The following is a 14,662-nucleotide window of genomic DNA, read 5'->3' on the forward strand; positions in this document are numbered from 1 at the left end:
AAGAGCCACTCCCTCATGACCTCCACCTCCGACCCCCGTGATCTGCAAGCCCAGTTGGAGACGCTCACCACCGAGGCGTTTCGGCCCGAGTTCGCCGACATCGACCGGTTGCCCACCCTGGACATCGCCCGGCTGATGAACGGCGAGGACGCCTCCGTGCCCGCCACGGTGTCCCGGCAGTTGCCGCGGATCGCCGCCGCCATCGACGCGATCGCCGAGCGGATGGCCCGGGGCGGCCGGCTGATCTACGCCGGTGCCGGGACCGCCGGACGCCTCGGCGTCCTGGACGCCTCCGAGTGCCCGCCGACCTTCAACACGGACCCGGCGCAGGTCGTGGGCCTGATCGCGGGCGGCCCCGAGGCGCTGGTCACGTCCGTCGAGGGCGCCGAGGACTCCGCGGACCTGGCGCGCGCCGACCTGGACGCCCTCGCGGTGACGCCCGCGGACACGGTGGTCGGGGTGTCCGCGTCCGGACGTACCCCCTACGCCGTCGGCGCGGTGGAACACGCCCGTGCACAGGGGGCGTTGACCGTCGGCCTGTCCTGCAACGCCGACAGCGCGCTCGCCGCGGCCGCCGAGCACGGTATCGAGGTCGTCGTGGGCCCCGAACTGCTCACCGGCTCCACCCGCCTCAAGGCCGGCACCGCACAGAAGCTCGTCCTCAACATGCTGTCGACGATCACGATGATCCGCCTCGGCAAGACCTACGGAAACCTGATGGTCGACGTCCGCGCCTCCAACGAGAAGCTGCGCGCCCGTTCCCGCCGCATCGTCGCCCTCGCCACCGGCGCCGGCGACGAGGAGGTCGAGCGGGCGCTGGCCGCCACGGACGGCGAGGTGAAGAACGCGATCCTGACCATCCTGGCCGACATCGACGGGCCCACTGCGGCCCACCTGCTGGCGGAGTCGGGGGGCCACCTGCGGGCGGCACTGGCGGCGACGGCCCGCTAGAGGTGAGAGCGCATGCCGAGCCACTGCTCGGCGCCCCAGGCCTCGAATCGCTCCACCTCGGTGAACCCCAGCTTCGCCGCGAGACGCATCGAGCCGACGTTGGCGGTCTGCGTGGTGAGCACCACCGCCTCACCGGGAAGCGCGCGATCGAGCCAGCCGAGCGCCGCCGCGCATGCCTCGGTGGCGTACCCGGATCCCCATGCCCGTGGCAGGAACAGATAGCCGAGATCGGCCTTGCCCGCGGCGGCCGGGCGGCTGTGCCCGGTTGCCCTCCTGAGCAGGATCTGGCCGATCATCGCCCCGTCGAGATCGACGACGAAGCTCCCGGGCCACTGCTCGGGCACCCCGGGCAGCTCGCGCTCCAGCTCGTCACGCGGCCGGGGACCACCGAGGTAGGTGTGCACCTCCGGCGAGGCGAGCAGCTCGATGAACGCCGCACGGTCCCGGGGCTCGGGCTCACGGAGCACGAGCCTCTCGGTCCTGATCGGCTCGGGCGGCCAGACGACGGGTCCAAGATCTTCCATCCGGACACGCTAACCGGGAATCGAACCGGCCGTCAGCTCAACGGCGGACCAGCAGCGCGTGGGTGACGTTCGGTGAGCTGACCAGTTCGGACACGCGGTAGCCGTCGATCCCGTCGCCCAGGTCGTCGAGCAAGCGTTCCCCGCGTCCGATGAGGAGCGGCGCGATCACCAGGTGTGCTTCGTCGATCAGCCCGGCGCGCAGATACTGCCGGATGACCGCCGCCCCGCCGCCGATCCGTACGTCCTTGCCGTCCGCGGCGTCGAAGGCGCGCCCGAGGACCGTCTCCGGCGGCTCGTCGGTGAAGTGGAAGGTGGTTCCGCCGGCCATCTCCAGCGTCGGGCGCGGATGGTGGGTGTGGACGAAGACGTCGTGGTGGTAGGGCGGGTTGTCGCCCCACCAGCCCTGCCAGGACTCGTCCTCCCACGGCCCGCGCTGTGGGCCGAACATGTTCCGCCCCATGATCGTGGCGCCGATGTTCTGGTCGCCGCGGACGAAATAGTCGACGTCGATGCCGGACTTCCCGGCGGCGGCGTCCTCCGACGCGGAGATGAACCAGCTGTGCAGGTCGTCGCCCCAGCCGACGCCGTCACCGAACGGGGCGTCCAGTCGCTGGTTCGGACCGGCCATGAAGCCGTCGAGGGAGATCGTCACGTTGTGTACACGGACCTTGGGCATGGTCTTCGCCTCTCGCGTGGTGGCGTGCGGTGTCGTGCTCTCACCCCTGCGTCGATTTGAGCCTGCCTGGATCGACATCCCCGCGCACCTTTTTCCAGACAAGGGTGTAACGCCAGAACAGCCGCCGCCTCAGCCGGACGCCGGGGAGGACGCGGCGGGCTTCGCGGGCGAACTCGGTGTAGGGGACGTCGGCCGGACGGGTCGGTGCGGTCATCGCGACGGGGCGCTGCGGTGCCTTACGTCCCCTGTTCTTCACCCAGCCGATGACGAGGTTCAGCGGGACGGACGCGAGGCCGAGGAGTGTCTGGACCCCGGTGTCCTCCCGCGTCAGCCCGACGACCACCAGGCTTCCGCCGGGCGCCAGTTGCTGTCCGAACCGGCTGAGGGTCTCGGTCAGGGGCAGGTGATGGAGTACGGCGACACAGGTGATGACGTCATAACGGCCACCTTCGTCGTACGACAGCGCGTCCGCGACGGAGAAGTCGACGGGAAGCCCAGGACCGGTCGACTCCCTCGCCTCACCGATGATCCGCTCGTCGCTGTCGATGCCGTGCACGTGGGCCGCGCGCGTGGCCAGCAGCCGGGCGAGGTCCCCGGAACCGCAGCCGACGTCGAGGGCACGGTCGAAGCGGCGGGGCACCTGGCGCATGATCCACCGGTGGAAGTGGGCGTTGTGGCTCCAGGGGTGGGCGTGGTTGAAGCGGGCGAGGGCGTCCAGAAGGGGCATGGTTCATTGCAACAGGGTTCAACAGGGCATGCGCCTCTCCCTGTTGGCCTTGCGCACCCTCGCCCGCAACACCTCGCCCTGCGGCGCGGGCCCGAGGGACTCCGGCGGACAGTCCCACTCCCGCCCGCCCCCGAGGGGCCTGAGCTGCACCCTCCCGCCCAGGTGCCCCCTCACCTCCCCCACGCGTCCATCCCGTACGTCCACCACATACGCCCCCACCGGCGGCCGCTCCCCGCGCAGCACCGACGCCAGCCGCTCGGCCGTGCGGACGTTGCAGCGCCCCAGGTCGACCAGCGGGAACGGCTCGTCACCGGCACCGGTGAGGGGGTCGACGGCGAGGGACGGCAGCGTCACGCCGACCTCGGTGAGCGCCTCCCGCAGGGACTCCAGGACTTCTTCGGTGGACCGCACGCTTCCTCCATCGGCACGTTGGGTTGGTGATTCGCAACACAGCGTGTCCGATACGGCTCTAACCTGGCCAGACAGGGCGCCCCAACAACCTCGGCTGGTGGATCGGGAGTCACGCATGGCAGGACCGAAGGATCTGGACCCGTCGTCGTCACCGCGAGCGCTGCTGGGTGCGGAATTGCGGCACGCGCGGGAGAAGGCGGGGATCAGCCAGGAGGAGCTGGGGCAACGGCTGTTCGTGAGCGGGTCGTTCGTGGGGCAGTTGGAGGCGGGTACGCGGCGGATGCAACCGGAGTATGCGCGGTTGCTGGACGAGGTGTTGGGGACGGAGGACTTCTTCCGGCGGAACTGCGGGGCAGCGGCGAAGTCGAAGTATCCGGAGCACTTCGCGGAGGCGGCGGAGGCGGAGGCGCGGGCTTCGGCGATCAGTCAGTACGCGCCGCTGTTGATCCCGGGGTTGCTTCAGACACCGGCGTACGCGGAGGCCGTGTTCCGCGCGTACAGGCCGACAGCGCCGGAGGGGGAGATCGAGGCGCTGGTGGCCGCCCGCCTCGACCGCACGAGGATCCTCGCCGATCCAACAACGCCGTTGTTGTGGGTGGTGCTGGACGAGGCTGCCCTCCGGAGGTGGATCGGCAGCAAGGCGGTCATGGCGGAGGCGCTGCGCCACATGGCGAGCCTTGCACAAAGGCATCGGGTCATCGTGCAGGTGCTGCCGTTCAGGGCGGGTGCGCACGCGGCACTGGACGGTCCCCTGAAGCTGATGGAGTTCGACGACGCACCCCCGCTCTCCTTCGTGGAGGCACCCGACGTGGGCAAGCTGACGGACGAACCGGCCACCGTCACCAGACACACCCGCATGTTCAAGTTCCTGCTGGCCGCGTCCCTTTCCCCCGCCGATTCGCTGGTCTTGATCGAGTCGGTGGCGCAGGATTACGCACATGAGGAACACCCCTGAGTCCTGGCGCAAGTCCACGCACAGCGGAGGCCAAGGCGGCGACTGCCTCGAAGTGGGCGTCGGCCACCCCACCACCGTCCCCGTCCGCGACTCCAAGAACCCCCACGGCCCGAAGCTCGTGTTCCGGCCCGAGGCATGGTCGGCGTTCGTGGCGGCCGCCGCCCGAGACCACTGGACCGGGTAAGAGGCCGCGTGCTGCTGGTGATGGCGGACCTCGGCGGCCCCCTGCCCAGCGCGGGGATGAAGGACAAGGTCCGCCGCGACGCCCAGGAGGCGGCGAGCGATCAGGCCTGGCTCAAGATGATCGTCCCCGATCCGGACACCCCGGCCGTGGTCGCGGGAACGGTGACCCTCTGGTGCCACGAGCCCGCGCCCGGGACCGACGAGGAGCCCTTCTCCGAGATCGGATGGATGGTCCTCCCCGAATTCCAGGGCCGGGGCCTGGCCAAGCGCGCCACCCGCATCCTGCTGGAACAGGCCCGGGACGAGAACCGCTGGGGAGTCGTGCACGCCTTCCCCGCCACCGGCAACGGCCCCTCGAACGGCATCTGCCGTTCCCTCGGCTTCCAACTCCTCGGCGAGTTGGACATGCCCTTCGCCGACCGCGTCCTGCGCAGCAACCACTGGGCCATCGACCCGGGGACCGACCTGCGGGTCAGTTCTCGGACAGGAGCCAGCCGATGTGCAGTTCCTCCGCGCCCGGGCGGAACGTCCGTATGAGCTCCGCGCGTTCGGGGTCGTCCTCGGGGAGGTACTCGGCGAGGGTGGCCTGCGCCGCGACGGCCTGGGGCCGGGCGCCGAGCGCGGCGCGCAGATGGAGTGAGCGGCGCAGCATCGCGATCCGCTCGACGGGCTCCTTGTGCGGCGCGAGGTGGCGGATGATGTAGGACTCGAAGTAGCCGTCGCCCGTCTTCCTCGCGATCTCGAGAGCGGTCTCGTAGCGCGGGAGGGCGCCGGCCGGGTCCTCGTCGATGTTGTCCAGCAGGACGGCCCAGTGATACTCGGCCCAAGCGCGCGTCTTTTCGTCACCGCTCTCGGCCGCCGCGCGGTAGCCGGCCTCGGCCACGGCACGGTCGTCGGCGCGGGGGTCGCGCCGGAACAGCAGACGGCTGTACGCGAGACGGGCCGTGAGCAAGTGCGCGGTCGGCGAAGCGGGATCGAGTGCGGCGACGGCCTTCTCGGCCTCCTCATGACCCTTGATCTGGAAGAACCAGCGATCGACGGCGATCTCCGCGCGCAACTCGGGCTCGGCGTCCGGGCCCAGGACGGCGAGCGCGGTGTCCCACTCTCCGAGTAGGTGCAGGCGGCGGGCCATGTAGGTGTCGTCGAGTATCATGACGCCTACACTAGGAAGCGGCGATGTAGGTGGTCAAGTGCAATACGGTGACTACATTGGGAACGTGGCGCGATTGGCCGTCGAGCTGGCCAACACCGGAACCCTCGACCAGCACGGCGAACTGGTCGCCGCGTTCTTCGTAGAACACGAGGTCGCCCCGCCGCCGGGCGGCGACTACGGCGAGCTGCCGGACCTCGTGCGCGCCGCCCTCGCACAACTGGTCGACGGGAGCGCCCCCGAGGCCGTGCACCGTCTGCTGCGCGACTACCAGCCGGAAATGCACCTGTCCGACCACGACGGGGGCGGCTGGCACATCCACTTCAGCCGCAACGGCACTCCGGCCGAGCGGTGGGCCGGACAGCTGATCGCCGCCAAGCTCGCCCTGGTCGCGGCCGGAGATCCGGCGGTGACACTGGGGCGGTGCGCCGCTGCCGGGTGCGAGAACTACTTCGTGGACCAGTCACGGAACCGGACGCGACGGTTCTGCTCCAACGCGTGCGCGAGCCGGACGACGGTCGCGGCCCATCGAGCCCGGGCGGCGAAGGACTCCTAGCGAAGCAAGGGAATCCCGCTCCCATGAGGTCAGGATCTGACCTATACGCCTCCTAGCGTGTGACCTGTCGACGGAAACGCGATCCACGGAACAGCGATCCACGGAGGGCCACACCATGACCACTGCCACCAAGACCACCCTGCCCACCGGCGAGCGCGCCGACCTGCTGGAGGCGCTGGCCAAGCAGCGGCACTTCCTGCGCTTCACCACCCGTGACCTCACCGACGAGCAGGCCGGGCAGCGGACCACCGTCAGCGAACTGTGTCTCGGCGGCCTGATCAAGCACGTCACGTCGGTGGAACGGAACTGGGTGCGCTTCATCCAGGAAGGCCCGTCGTCGATGGGCGACTTCACCGCCATGACCGAGGACGACTGGGCCCGGCGGGCCGACGAGTTCCGGATGCTGCCCGGCGAGACCCTGGCCGGCGTGCTGGCCGCCTACGCGGAGACGGCCGACCGGACGGACGAACTGGTCGCCACCCTGCCCGACCTGGACGCCGCCCATCCGCTGCCCAAGGCCCCGTGGTTCGAGGCCGGGGCCCAGTGGTCGGCCCGCAGGACGCTGCTGCACATCATCGCGGAGACCGCCCAGCACGCAGGTCACGCCGACATCGTCCGGGAGGCCCTGGACGGCGCCAAGAGCATGGGCTGACGGTCCCGAGGCTCAAGTCCCCAGCTCCGAGACCTCTTTTCAAGGAATGGTTGGTGGGCCTCAACCCACCCACCCTCCCCGCGAGTTGACGGGAAGCGACCGACTTGCCACGCACAGTCACGATCGTCTAGCGTGCCCGCATACCGAACAGCCCCCGCCAGGTGCTACCAACACCTGCGGGGGCTTGACCTACAGAATCGAATGCGAGTCGATCCCGTGGCTGACGCCGAGTTTAGTGCTCCCTTCCCGCCCGCGCATCCCATGGCGACGCCGGGATACGGAAAACGCAGCACTCCCGACCAACACCCCCGCACCGCACACGACTTCGCCCATCTCCCACCCCGCGAAGCCGCCATCGCCGCGTACGTCGACCGCCTCCCCGACGGCGCCGACATCTCCGTAAAGACGCTGGCCAAGCAGCTGCCGTACGGACAGTGCGCCCTTCGCACCGCGCTGAACCGCCTCCAGAACGCAGGCCGCTTGCGCCGAGGGCGCGAGCGCCTGGACTCGGATACCGGCAGTTCCCGTTGGATCACCCGAACGTGGTTCACCCGTACCGCACGAAATGACGACTGGTGGGCCGCCTTCACCAGAGGTGACGTACCAAACGACAGCGAACCCCGCCCGCCGACCCGTTCCCGTGCCCACATCCTCCTCGCCGCGCTGGGCCGCACGACCCCTTCCCTGTCCCTCTCCGCCGCCGAGTGCGCGTCCCTCGCCCCGCTGGTGGCGGAGTGGTTCGCGCGGGGAGCTAACGAGGACGTCGTACGGCACGCCCTGACGAGCGGTCTGCCCACCCCGGTCCACCACCCCGCCGCCCTGCTCCGCCGCCGCCTGGCCGACAAGCTCCCCCCGGAACTCCCGCCTCCCCGACCGCCCCACCGCATCCTGGAGTGCGCGAAGTGCGGGGTGCTGGGGCGTCCGGAGGCCCTGCCGGGGGGTGTGTGCAAAGGCTGCCGAGGCGAACACGCCCCTACACGCCCCACCACACTCCTGCCCGCCCCTGTGGTCCACGCCAGGGCAGGCGCGATCCGGGCCGCGATGTCCCGGAAACGAGAAGAGAGCATGCGCGCATGACGAGCTACCGCCCAGCGCACACACTCGCAGGTGTGTACAGTTTTCGCATGGACACGTATCCCCTCGTAGAGGCCCGCAACCAGCTCGGTCAACTGGTCGGCCGTGTCCGGCACGGCCAGGAGCAGATCCTGATCACCGAGTACGGCAAGCCCGCCGCCGCGCTCATCCCGATAAGCGAGCTCGAAGAGCTTCAGCGGCTGCGGGACGAGTCCGACATCGCTGAAGCGCGCGCTCGGCAGGCAGCGCCGACCGGCCCCTCGATGTCCCACGACGAGTTCATGGCACAGCTGGAGGAAGAGGACCGCCAAGAGGCCGCTTCGTGACCCACGCAGTGGTGTGGGAGAACGCCGCCATGAACGAGTTCCGGCGACTCCGCGCCATCGACCCCGTCGGTGCCAAGGCAACGGCCGTGGCAGTACGCGCACTCGCCGACGAGCCCACCCCGGAGGCTACCCGCCCTCTGGGCACCCCCGGCTTCTACCGCCTGCCCGTGGGAACGTGGCGAGTGCTGTACCAGCCGGACGGCGAGACCGTCACCATCCCTGTGCTGAAGGTCGGCCGCAGCACCTGACCCGGGCCCCCGCAAGAACCGGAGCCACCCCATGAACCACGCCCAGCTCACCGCCCTAGGCCGTGCCCTCCGAGTGCTCGGCGAGCACGGTGACTCGCTCACCGCCGACGCGCCGGACGCCAAGCTGCACGAGGTCAGGACCGACCTGAAGCGTGCGCTGGAGCTGCTGGAGGCCGGCGTCACCACCGCCGCCCCCACCACCCGCTGCGCCGAGCACCCCAACGGCCCGGTCGACGAGAACGCCCCCGACCTGTGCCTGCTGTGCGAGACCCGGCGCCGGGCGGCCCGCCGCGCCGAGATCAACGGGCCCTACGCGCGCACCCGCTCCACCGAACCCGCCCCTTCGCGGTACGGCGTCCGCGAGGACCGGCCGCAGCCCCAGCAGCGCTGGCTGCCGGAGCAGTGGACCGGCCAGGAGTGGCAGCTGTGCGGGACGCCGAGGCGGGACCGGCACGAGGCCGAGCTCTACCTCAACGCCCAGCGCCGCGGGCCGCGCGCCGCGATGGCGTACCGGCTGGTCCACGAGTTCACCGACTACGAGGTGCTGCGCGTGTGGGGCACCCCGGTGCGGGTGGACATCGAGCCGCTCGGCAACCTCTAGAGCCGACGAGGACTACTTCAGCAGCGGCAGCGCCGGGAAGTCGTACCCCTCCCACAGCCGCCGCGAGACCTCCTCCGGGTACGGCCGTACCTCCGCAGCCGCCCCGTCCAGCACCCGGGTCAGGCGGCCCTCGCCGTCGTACGCCGGCCACCCCGGGTCGCCGGTCCGCGCGAACCCCGTCCACGCCGACTGGAAGAGCGCGGTCAGTGCCCGGGCCTCGTCCGGCACCCCGGTCCCCGCGAACAGCAGCTTGCCGAGGTCGGCGTCGTACGTGCCGAACAGCAGTGGGACGTCCAGGCCGTGGCACGCGCCGAGCACGCCGCCGAATCCCGGGGCCGGCCAGGTCAGTTCGTAGAGGTGGGCCCGGCCACCGCCCGCGACCTGCGCTTCCGCGAGCCGCAGGGACGGCATGTTGAACAGCCAGTCGGTCTGCACGCGTTCGTAGAGTTCGGTCGGGGTGGCGTCCGGGAAGGCCTCGCGGTAGAAGCGTTCACCGTCCGGGCCCGGCGCGAACATCCGCAGGGCCGCGGCCGCCTGCTCCTCGGTGATCCTGCCGAGTTGCTCACCGAGGGCGAGGAAGAGCCGGTACTCGTCCCGGTTGTGCCCGACGAGCAGCTCCACGTCCCGTCCGGCGCCCGCCGCCAGCGCCTCCCAGGGCGTGCACGGCAGCACCTCGCCGTCGACGACCGGCGAGAAGGGGGTGACGGTGGGCGCCACCCGTCCCCACCGGTCGTCGTACTCACGCATGCGCAGGCTCAACCGCTCGCCCGCCGACGGGAGTTCACGCGGGTCCACGGCGGACAGCGCGGCGGCCGTGGGAGCCGGCCCCGCCTCCTTGCCGATCTCCACCGCTATGTCGCGGGCGAGTTCGGCGGAGAAGTACGTGCCGGGCACGCTCTGCGCGACGGCCCGTCCGAACAGTCCCCGTGCGCTCGGCATCGCCAGCAGCGAGGCCACCGACCCGGCGCCCGCCGACTCCCCGAACACCGTGACCTGGCCGGGATCCCCGCCGAACGCCGTGATGTTGTCCCGCACCCATTCCAGCGCCGCGACCTGGTCGAGCAGCCCCCGGTTCGCGGGCGCCCCCTCCAACAGGGCGAACCCCTCGATGCCGACGCGGTAGTTGAGGGTCACGACGACGACGTCACCGGCGCGCGCGAGGTGCTGGGCGTCGTAGCCGGGGCTGCCCGTGTGACCCAGCTTGTAGGCGCCGCCGTAGATCCACACCATCACCGGCCGGCGGACCGACGGGTCCGTCGCGGGAGTCCAGACGTTGACCGTCAGCCAGTCGTCGCCGGTGGGCGTCTCGGGCACACCGGCGCGCCCCTGGAAGCCCGACTCCTGCGGGGGCGGGGGCCCGAAGGCGTACGCCTCCCGGGTCCCCTCCCAGCTGCTGACGGGCCGCGGCGCCTGGAAGCGCGCCTCGCCGACCGGCGGTTCGGCGAACGGGATTCCCCGGAAGACCACCAGTCCGTCCTCGGCGCGCCCGCGCACGGCACCGGCCGCGGTGCGCACTTCGAGACCCTCGGCTGACGTCATCGGTCGAACTCCTCACAGGTCGGGGCTGTTTCGCCTCACTTCAGCCCACGTCCCTTGCCTGAGTCAACCAAGTCGAGGTTCCTTGTGCCGTCAGCTCAACGACTTCAGCGCGGACGCGTCGTACGGCGCGAGCTCGTCGAAGCGGCCGGCCAGTACCTTCGCGGCCCACTCGGGGTCCTGGAGCAGCGCCCGCCCGACGGCGACCATGTCGTACTCGTCGCGCTCCAGGGCGTCGAGCAGGTCGTCGATGCCCTTGACCGGGGAGCCCTCGCCCATGAAGCCCTTGATGAAGTCGCCGTCGAGGCCGACCGAGCCGACGGTGATGGTGGTCCTGCCGGTGAGCTTCTTGGTCCAGCCGGCGAGGTTGAGGTCGGAGCCGTCGAACTCCGGGAGCCAGTAGCGGCGGGTGGAGGCGTGGAAGGCGTCGACACCGGCCTCGGCGAGCGGGGCCAGGATCGCCTCCAGCTCCTCCGGGGTTTCCGCGAGCCGCGCCTTGTAGGCCTCCTGCTTCCACTGCGAGTACCGGAAGATGACCGGGAACTCGGGCGACACCGTCTCGCGTACGGCCGCCACGATCTCGGCCGCGAACTTCGTACGGGCGACCGGGTCACCGCCGTAGGCGTCGGTGCGGCGGTTGGTGCCCGCCCACAGGAACTGGTCGAGGAGGTAGCCGTGGGCGCCGTGGAGTTCCACGCCGTCGAAGCCGATGCGCTCGGCGGCGGCCGCGGCCTCGGCGAACGCGCCGATGACGTCGTCCAGGTCGCGCTGGGTCATCGCCTTGCCGGTGGGCTCGTCGGCGCCGGGCCGCACCCCGGAGGGGCCGACGGCGGGGGCGTCGACGTAGGGCTGCTGGCCCTGCTCGCGGACCATGCCGATGTGCCACAGCTGCGGGACGATGGTGCCGCCCGCCGCGTGCACCTGCTCGGCGACCTTCGCCCAGCCCGCCAGCTGCTCCTCACCGTGGAACCGGGGGACGCTGTCGCTGTTCCCGGCCGACTCGTGGCCGACGTAGGTGCCCTCGGTGACGATCAGACCGACTCCGGCGGCCGCCCGGCGCGAGTAGTACGACGCCACGTTCTCTCCGGGGACGCCGCCCGGGGAGAACATGCGGGTCATGGGCGCCATCGCGATGCGGTTCGGGACGGTCAGGCCGTTGATGTGGACCGGGCGGGAGAGGATCTCGGCGGCACGGGAGGTGGCGGGGGCGGTCACGTGGGGCACTCCTGAGGGGACGGGCGACGAGCGGGATACCCGTCGGTATGTGCAAAGTACACAGGCGTCAACCGCCTCGCCCACCACACGCATCCCCGGCCTGCTGTGATTCCGGCCACCGGCATGAAGAAGGCCCGCCCCACGATGGTGGGACGGGCCTTCTGTCGAGCGCTGGGCAGGCCTTGCACCTGCATCTCCCCGCAGGAAGCGGGACATCTTTCCTTGGACCACCAACGCGTAGTCGGCCGACGGGAGTTCACGTCGGGCGGCTCGTGATCAAGCATAGCGCAGAAAAAACCGAGGGCGGCACACCCCGCTTCCGGGAGTGCCGCCCTCGGCAAGGACGCAGATCAACCAGGGGTCGATCAGAAGTCCATGTCACCGCCCGGCATACCGCCACCGGCGGGCGCGGCGGCCTTCTCCGGCTTGTCGGCGATGACGGCCTCGGTGGTGAGGAAGAGCGCGGCGATGGAGGCGGCGTTCTGCAGGGCAGAGCGCGTGACCTTCGCCGGGTCGATGATGCCCTCGGCGATCATGTCGACGTACTCACCGGTCGCGGCGTTCAGGCCGTGGCCGACGGGCAGGTTGCGCACCTTCTCGACGATGACGCCACCCTCGAGACCACCGTTGACGGCGATCTGCTTGAGCGGGGCCTCCAGCGCGAGCTTCACGGCGTTGGCGCCGGTCAGCTCGTCACCCGAGAGGTCCAGCTTCTCGAAGACGCTGGAGGCCTGGAGGAGCGCCACGCCACCACCGGCGACGATGCCCTCCTCGACGGCCGCCTTGGCGTTGCGCACGGCGTCCTCGATGCGGTGCTTGCGCTCCTTGAGCTCGACCTCGGTCGCGGCACCGGCCTTGATGACGGCGACACCACCGGCGAGCTTGGCCAGGCGCTCCTGGAGCTTCTCGCGGTCGTAGTCCGAGTCGCTGTTCTCGATCTCGGCGCGGATCTGGTTGACCCGGCCGTTGACCTGGTCCGAGGACCCGGCACCGTCGACGATGGTGGTCTCGTCCTTGGTGATGACGACCTTGCGGGCGCGGCCCAGGAGGTCCAGGGTCGCGTTCTCCAGCTTGAGGCCGACCTCCTCGGAGATGACCTCGCCGCCCGTGAGGATGGCGATGTCGCCGAGCATGGCCTTGCGGCGGTCACCGAAGCCCGGGGCCTTGACGGCGACGGACTTGAAGGTGCCGCGGATCTTGTTGACGACCAGGGTCGACAGGGCCTCGCCCTCGACGTCCTCGGCGATGATCAGCAGCGGCTTGCCCGACTGCATGACCTTCTCCAGGAGCGGGAGCAGGTCCTTGACGGAGCCGATCTTGGAGTTGGCGATGAGGATGTAGGGGTCGTCGAGCGACGCCTCCATCCGCTCCATGTCGGTGGCGAAGTACGCCGAGATGTAGCCCTTGTCGAAGCGCATACCCTCGGTGAGCTCCAGCTCCAGACCGAAGGTCTGGGACTCCTCGACGGTGATGACGCCTTCCTTGCCGACCTTGTCCATCGCCTCGGCGATGAGCTCGCCGATCTGGGTGTCGGCGGCGGAGATGGAGGCCGTGGAGGCGATCTGCTCCTTGGTCTCGACATCCTTGGCCTGCTCGAGCAGAGCGGCGGAGACGGCCTCGACGGCCTTCTCGATACCGCGCTTGAGGGCCATGGGGTTGGCGCCGGCGGCTACGTTGCGCAGGCCTTCCTTGACCAGGGCCTGCGCCAGAACGGTCGCGGTGGTCGTACCGTCACCGGCGACGTCGTCCGTCTTCTTGGCGACTTCCTTGACCAGCTCGGCGCCGATCTTCTCGTACGGGTCCTCGAGCTCGATCTCCTTGGCGATGGAGACACCATCGTTGGTGATCGTGGGGGCGCCCCACTTCTTCTCGAGGACGACGTTGCGGCCCTTGGGGCCGAGCGTCACCTTCACGGCGTCCGCGAGCTGGTTCATGCCGCGCTCGAGGCCGCGCCGCGCCTCCTCGTCGAACGCGATGATCTTGGCCATGTGAAGTGGTCCCTCCAGGACTGGGGGTGATTCCTTCGGACCGCGCCCGCGCCCGCGACGGACGGCTCGCCGGCCTGTGGATCCTTGCCCCACATGGCCTGCGGGCCTCACCGACCCGGTCCATCTTTGTCACTCTCACCTTCAGAGTGCTAACGCCAATGATTAGCACTCGGCATGGTCGAGTGCAAGCGCCTCTCGGCTATCGGGCCACCTCTCCGGCCGTCCGCCCACCCCACGGGACCCACACCGACCCGCACCACGAGCCCCGGGCGGACCGAGCCCGACCGACACCGCCGCCGTTGACGACGCCCGCTCCGCCACGCGGCCCGGCGGAGCGGTCTTCGTGCCGTGCGGCACGCGGGCGGGGGTGTCGGGCGGTTGGGTCGGGCGCCCGGACATGCCGGAGGGCCCGTACCCATGACTCCCCATGGGGTACGAGCCCTCCGAATGAAGAACGAAGAACGACGCTGTTGTTACCCGGCGCGTGCTTCAGCCAGTCGCGAGACGGACCATGTCCGCCTGCGGCCCCTTCTGACCCTGCGAGATCTCGAACTCGACCCGCTGGCCCTCTTCAAGGGTGCGGTAGCCGTCCATCTGAATCGCGCTGTAGTGGACGAATACATCCGCACCACCGTCGACCGCGATGAAGCCGTACCCCTTCTCCGCGTTGAACCACTTGACGGTGCCCTGAGCCATGCCTAACTCCCCTATTACTGGCCCTTGCACGGACCCACACTTCATGGATCCGGGTCAGACCTCACCCCCCACATGGTTGGGGGCGTGCGCCGGAACGCGTCGACCGCGGCTGAATGTATCTGTCCAACTGCCGTCTGCAACAGGTCAATCGGACGAGAATTCTGGACGGACGGGGTCCGGAATGTAGCGAGAA

The 14,662-nt window shown here is 70.2% G+C and carries 19 protein-coding genes; 10 read left to right on the forward strand and 9 right to left on the reverse strand.

The features are described from left to right. Nucleotides 1-15: 15 nt before the first annotated feature. Complete coding sequence (murQ, locus tag ABZT02_RS30435) at nucleotides 16-951, forward strand: N-acetylmuramic acid 6-phosphate etherase (protein WP_356023074.1); 936 nt, start codon at nucleotides 16-18, stop codon at nucleotides 949-951. Here the strand turns inward: murQ and ABZT02_RS30440 are convergent. The 4 genes from ABZT02_RS30440 to ABZT02_RS30455 are packed head-to-tail and all read right to left on the reverse strand — an operon-like array spanning nucleotide 948 to nucleotide 3,289. Then, on the reverse strand, nucleotides 948-1,475 hold the full coding sequence (locus ABZT02_RS30440; protein ID WP_356023076.1) for a GNAT family N-acetyltransferase: 528 nt from the start codon (nucleotides 1,473-1,475) through the stop codon (nucleotides 948-950). The two genes, murQ and ABZT02_RS30440, sit on opposite strands and share 4 nt — an antisense overlap. Nucleotides 1,476-1,512: 37 nt before the next feature. After that, complete coding sequence (locus ABZT02_RS30445) at nucleotides 1,513-2,151, reverse strand: dihydrofolate reductase family protein (RefSeq protein WP_356023079.1); 639 nt, start codon at nucleotides 2,149-2,151, stop codon at nucleotides 1,513-1,515. A gap of 40 nt (nucleotides 2,152-2,191) precedes the next feature. Beyond that, nucleotides 2,192-2,878: a class I SAM-dependent methyltransferase gene (locus ABZT02_RS30450; protein ID WP_356023081.1), complete on the reverse strand. Its 687-nt coding sequence runs from the start codon at nucleotides 2,876-2,878 to the stop codon at nucleotides 2,192-2,194. Nucleotides 2,879-2,896: 18 nt separating this feature from the next. Beyond that, on the reverse strand, nucleotides 2,897-3,289 hold the full coding sequence (locus tag ABZT02_RS30455) for a hypothetical protein (protein ID WP_356023083.1): 393 nt from the start codon (nucleotides 3,287-3,289) through the stop codon (nucleotides 2,897-2,899). Nucleotides 3,290-3,404: 115 nt separating this feature from the next. Here ABZT02_RS30455 and ABZT02_RS30460 point away from each other — a divergent pair, with 115 nt between their 5' ends. Genes ABZT02_RS30460 through ABZT02_RS30470 form a run of 3 tightly spaced genes read left to right on the forward strand, consistent with a single transcriptional unit; the run spans nucleotide 3,405 to nucleotide 4,964 of the window. Further along, nucleotides 3,405-4,244, forward strand: coding sequence for a helix-turn-helix transcriptional regulator (locus ABZT02_RS30460; protein ID WP_356023085.1), 840 nt, complete (start codon nucleotides 3,405-3,407; stop codon nucleotides 4,242-4,244). Further along, nucleotides 4,228-4,428, forward strand: a complete 201-nt coding sequence (locus ABZT02_RS30465; RefSeq protein WP_356023087.1) for a DUF397 domain-containing protein — start codon at nucleotides 4,228-4,230, stop codon at nucleotides 4,426-4,428. Before ABZT02_RS30460 ends, ABZT02_RS30465 begins: the two co-directional genes overlap by 17 nt. A 20-nt stretch (nucleotides 4,429-4,448) precedes the next feature. Further along, a complete protein-coding gene (locus tag ABZT02_RS30470; protein WP_356023410.1) occupies nucleotides 4,449-4,964 on the forward strand; it encodes a GNAT family N-acetyltransferase in 516 nt (171 codons plus the stop codon). Here the strand turns inward: ABZT02_RS30470 and ABZT02_RS30475 are convergent. Beyond that, nucleotides 4,900-5,580, reverse strand: coding sequence for a hypothetical protein (locus ABZT02_RS30475; RefSeq protein WP_356023090.1), 681 nt, complete (start codon nucleotides 5,578-5,580; stop codon nucleotides 4,900-4,902). The two genes, ABZT02_RS30470 and ABZT02_RS30475, sit on opposite strands and share 65 nt — an antisense overlap. 64 nt (nucleotides 5,581-5,644) lie before the next feature. On the opposite strand from ABZT02_RS30475, the gene ABZT02_RS30480 reads away from it, so the two are divergent. The 6 genes from ABZT02_RS30480 (at nucleotide 5,645) to ABZT02_RS30505 (ending at nucleotide 9,034) form a co-directional block, all read left to right on the forward strand. Next, the gene (locus ABZT02_RS30480) at nucleotides 5,645-6,133 is read left to right on the forward strand and encodes a CGNR zinc finger domain-containing protein (RefSeq protein ID WP_356023092.1); all 489 of its coding nucleotides are present in this window, start codon (nucleotides 5,645-5,647) and stop codon (nucleotides 6,131-6,133) included. Between the two features lie 115 nt (nucleotides 6,134-6,248). Continuing rightward, nucleotides 6,249-6,785 carry a DinB family protein gene (locus ABZT02_RS30485; RefSeq protein ID WP_356023094.1) on the forward strand — a complete coding sequence of 179 codons (537 nt, stop codon included), beginning with the start codon at nucleotides 6,249-6,251 and terminating at the stop codon, nucleotides 6,783-6,785. A gap of 261 nt (nucleotides 6,786-7,046) precedes the next feature. Then, nucleotides 7,047-7,862, forward strand: a complete 816-nt coding sequence (locus tag ABZT02_RS30490) for a hypothetical protein (RefSeq protein WP_356023412.1) — start codon at nucleotides 7,047-7,049, stop codon at nucleotides 7,860-7,862. A gap of 47 nt (nucleotides 7,863-7,909) precedes the next feature. Continuing rightward, nucleotides 7,910-8,185, forward strand: coding sequence for a type II toxin-antitoxin system Phd/YefM family antitoxin (locus tag ABZT02_RS30495; RefSeq protein WP_059206707.1), 276 nt, complete (start codon nucleotides 7,910-7,912; stop codon nucleotides 8,183-8,185). Further along, nucleotides 8,182-8,433: a type II toxin-antitoxin system RelE/ParE family toxin gene (locus ABZT02_RS30500; protein WP_356023097.1), complete on the forward strand. Its 252-nt coding sequence runs from the start codon at nucleotides 8,182-8,184 to the stop codon at nucleotides 8,431-8,433. Before ABZT02_RS30495 ends, ABZT02_RS30500 begins: the two co-directional genes overlap by 4 nt. Before the next feature lie 31 nt (nucleotides 8,434-8,464). Beyond that, nucleotides 8,465-9,034 carry a hypothetical protein gene (locus ABZT02_RS30505; RefSeq protein ID WP_356023099.1) on the forward strand — a complete coding sequence of 190 codons (570 nt, stop codon included), beginning with the start codon at nucleotides 8,465-8,467 and terminating at the stop codon, nucleotides 9,032-9,034. A 12-nt stretch (nucleotides 9,035-9,046) separates the two neighbouring features. On the opposite strand, the gene ABZT02_RS30510 is transcribed toward ABZT02_RS30505, so the two are convergent. The 4 genes from ABZT02_RS30510 to ABZT02_RS30525 all read right to left on the reverse strand — a co-directional run bounded on the left by ABZT02_RS30510 (nucleotide 9,047) and on the right by ABZT02_RS30525 (nucleotide 14,469). After that, nucleotides 9,047-10,573 (reverse strand): carboxylesterase family protein, encoded by a 1,527-nt coding sequence (locus tag ABZT02_RS30510; RefSeq protein WP_356023101.1) that lies wholly within the window; start codon nucleotides 10,571-10,573, stop codon nucleotides 9,047-9,049. A 90-nt stretch (nucleotides 10,574-10,663) separates the two neighbouring features. Beyond that, nucleotides 10,664-11,785, reverse strand: coding sequence for an NADH:flavin oxidoreductase (locus ABZT02_RS30515; protein WP_356023103.1), 1,122 nt, complete (start codon nucleotides 11,783-11,785; stop codon nucleotides 10,664-10,666). 365 nt (nucleotides 11,786-12,150) lie between these two features. Further along, nucleotides 12,151-13,773 (reverse strand): chaperonin GroEL, encoded by a 1,623-nt coding sequence (gene groL / locus ABZT02_RS30520; RefSeq protein ID WP_356023105.1) that lies wholly within the window; start codon nucleotides 13,771-13,773, stop codon nucleotides 12,151-12,153. Nucleotides 13,774-14,262: 489 nt separating this feature from the next. After that, nucleotides 14,263-14,469: a cold-shock protein gene (locus ABZT02_RS30525; protein WP_007382895.1), complete on the reverse strand. Its 207-nt coding sequence runs from the start codon at nucleotides 14,467-14,469 to the stop codon at nucleotides 14,263-14,265. Between the last annotated feature and the right edge of the window lie 193 nt (nucleotides 14,470-14,662).

It is taken from the genome of Streptomyces sp. NPDC005402 (genome assembly GCF_040606575.1).
Lineage (GTDB): Bacteria > Actinomycetota > Actinomycetes > Streptomycetales > Streptomycetaceae > Streptomyces.

Coding starts and splice junctions, on each gene's coding strand:
- ABZT02_RS30470 (WP_356023410.1), top strand. CDS start 4,449: ATGGCGGACCTCGGCGGCCCCCTGCCCAGCGCGGGGATGAAGGACAAG.
- ABZT02_RS30445 (WP_356023079.1), bottom strand. CDS start 2,151: ATGCCCAAGGTCCGTGTACACAACGTGACGATCTCCCTCGACGGCTTC.
- ABZT02_RS30510 (WP_356023101.1), bottom strand. CDS start 10,573: ATGACGTCAGCCGAGGGTCTCGAAGTGCGCACCGCGGCCGGTGCCGTG.
- ABZT02_RS30485 (WP_356023094.1), top strand. CDS start 6,249: ATGACCACTGCCACCAAGACCACCCTGCCCACCGGCGAGCGCGCCGAC.
- ABZT02_RS30450 (WP_356023081.1), bottom strand. CDS start 2,878: ATGCCCCTTCTGGACGCCCTCGCCCGCTTCAACCACGCCCACCCCTGG.
- ABZT02_RS30440 (WP_356023076.1), bottom strand. CDS start 1,475: ATGGAAGATCTTGGACCCGTCGTCTGGCCGCCCGAGCCGATCAGGACC.
- murQ (WP_356023074.1), top strand. CDS start 16: ATGACCTCCACCTCCGACCCCCGTGATCTGCAAGCCCAGTTGGAGACG.
- ABZT02_RS30475 (WP_356023090.1), bottom strand. CDS start 5,580: ATGATACTCGACGACACCTACATGGCCCGCCGCCTGCACCTACTCGGA.
- ABZT02_RS30525 (WP_007382895.1), bottom strand. CDS start 14,469: ATGGCTCAGGGCACCGTCAAGTGGTTCAACGCGGAGAAGGGGTACGGC.
- ABZT02_RS30460 (WP_356023085.1), top strand. CDS start 3,405: ATGGCAGGACCGAAGGATCTGGACCCGTCGTCGTCACCGCGAGCGCTG.
- ABZT02_RS30495 (WP_059206707.1), top strand. CDS start 7,910: ATGGACACGTATCCCCTCGTAGAGGCCCGCAACCAGCTCGGTCAACTG.
- ABZT02_RS30465 (WP_356023087.1), top strand. CDS start 4,228: ATGAGGAACACCCCTGAGTCCTGGCGCAAGTCCACGCACAGCGGAGGC.
- ABZT02_RS30505 (WP_356023099.1), top strand. CDS start 8,465: ATGAACCACGCCCAGCTCACCGCCCTAGGCCGTGCCCTCCGAGTGCTC.
- groL (WP_356023105.1), bottom strand. CDS start 13,773: ATGGCCAAGATCATCGCGTTCGACGAGGAGGCGCGGCGCGGCCTCGAG.
- ABZT02_RS30490 (WP_356023412.1), top strand. CDS start 7,047: ATGGCGACGCCGGGATACGGAAAACGCAGCACTCCCGACCAACACCCC.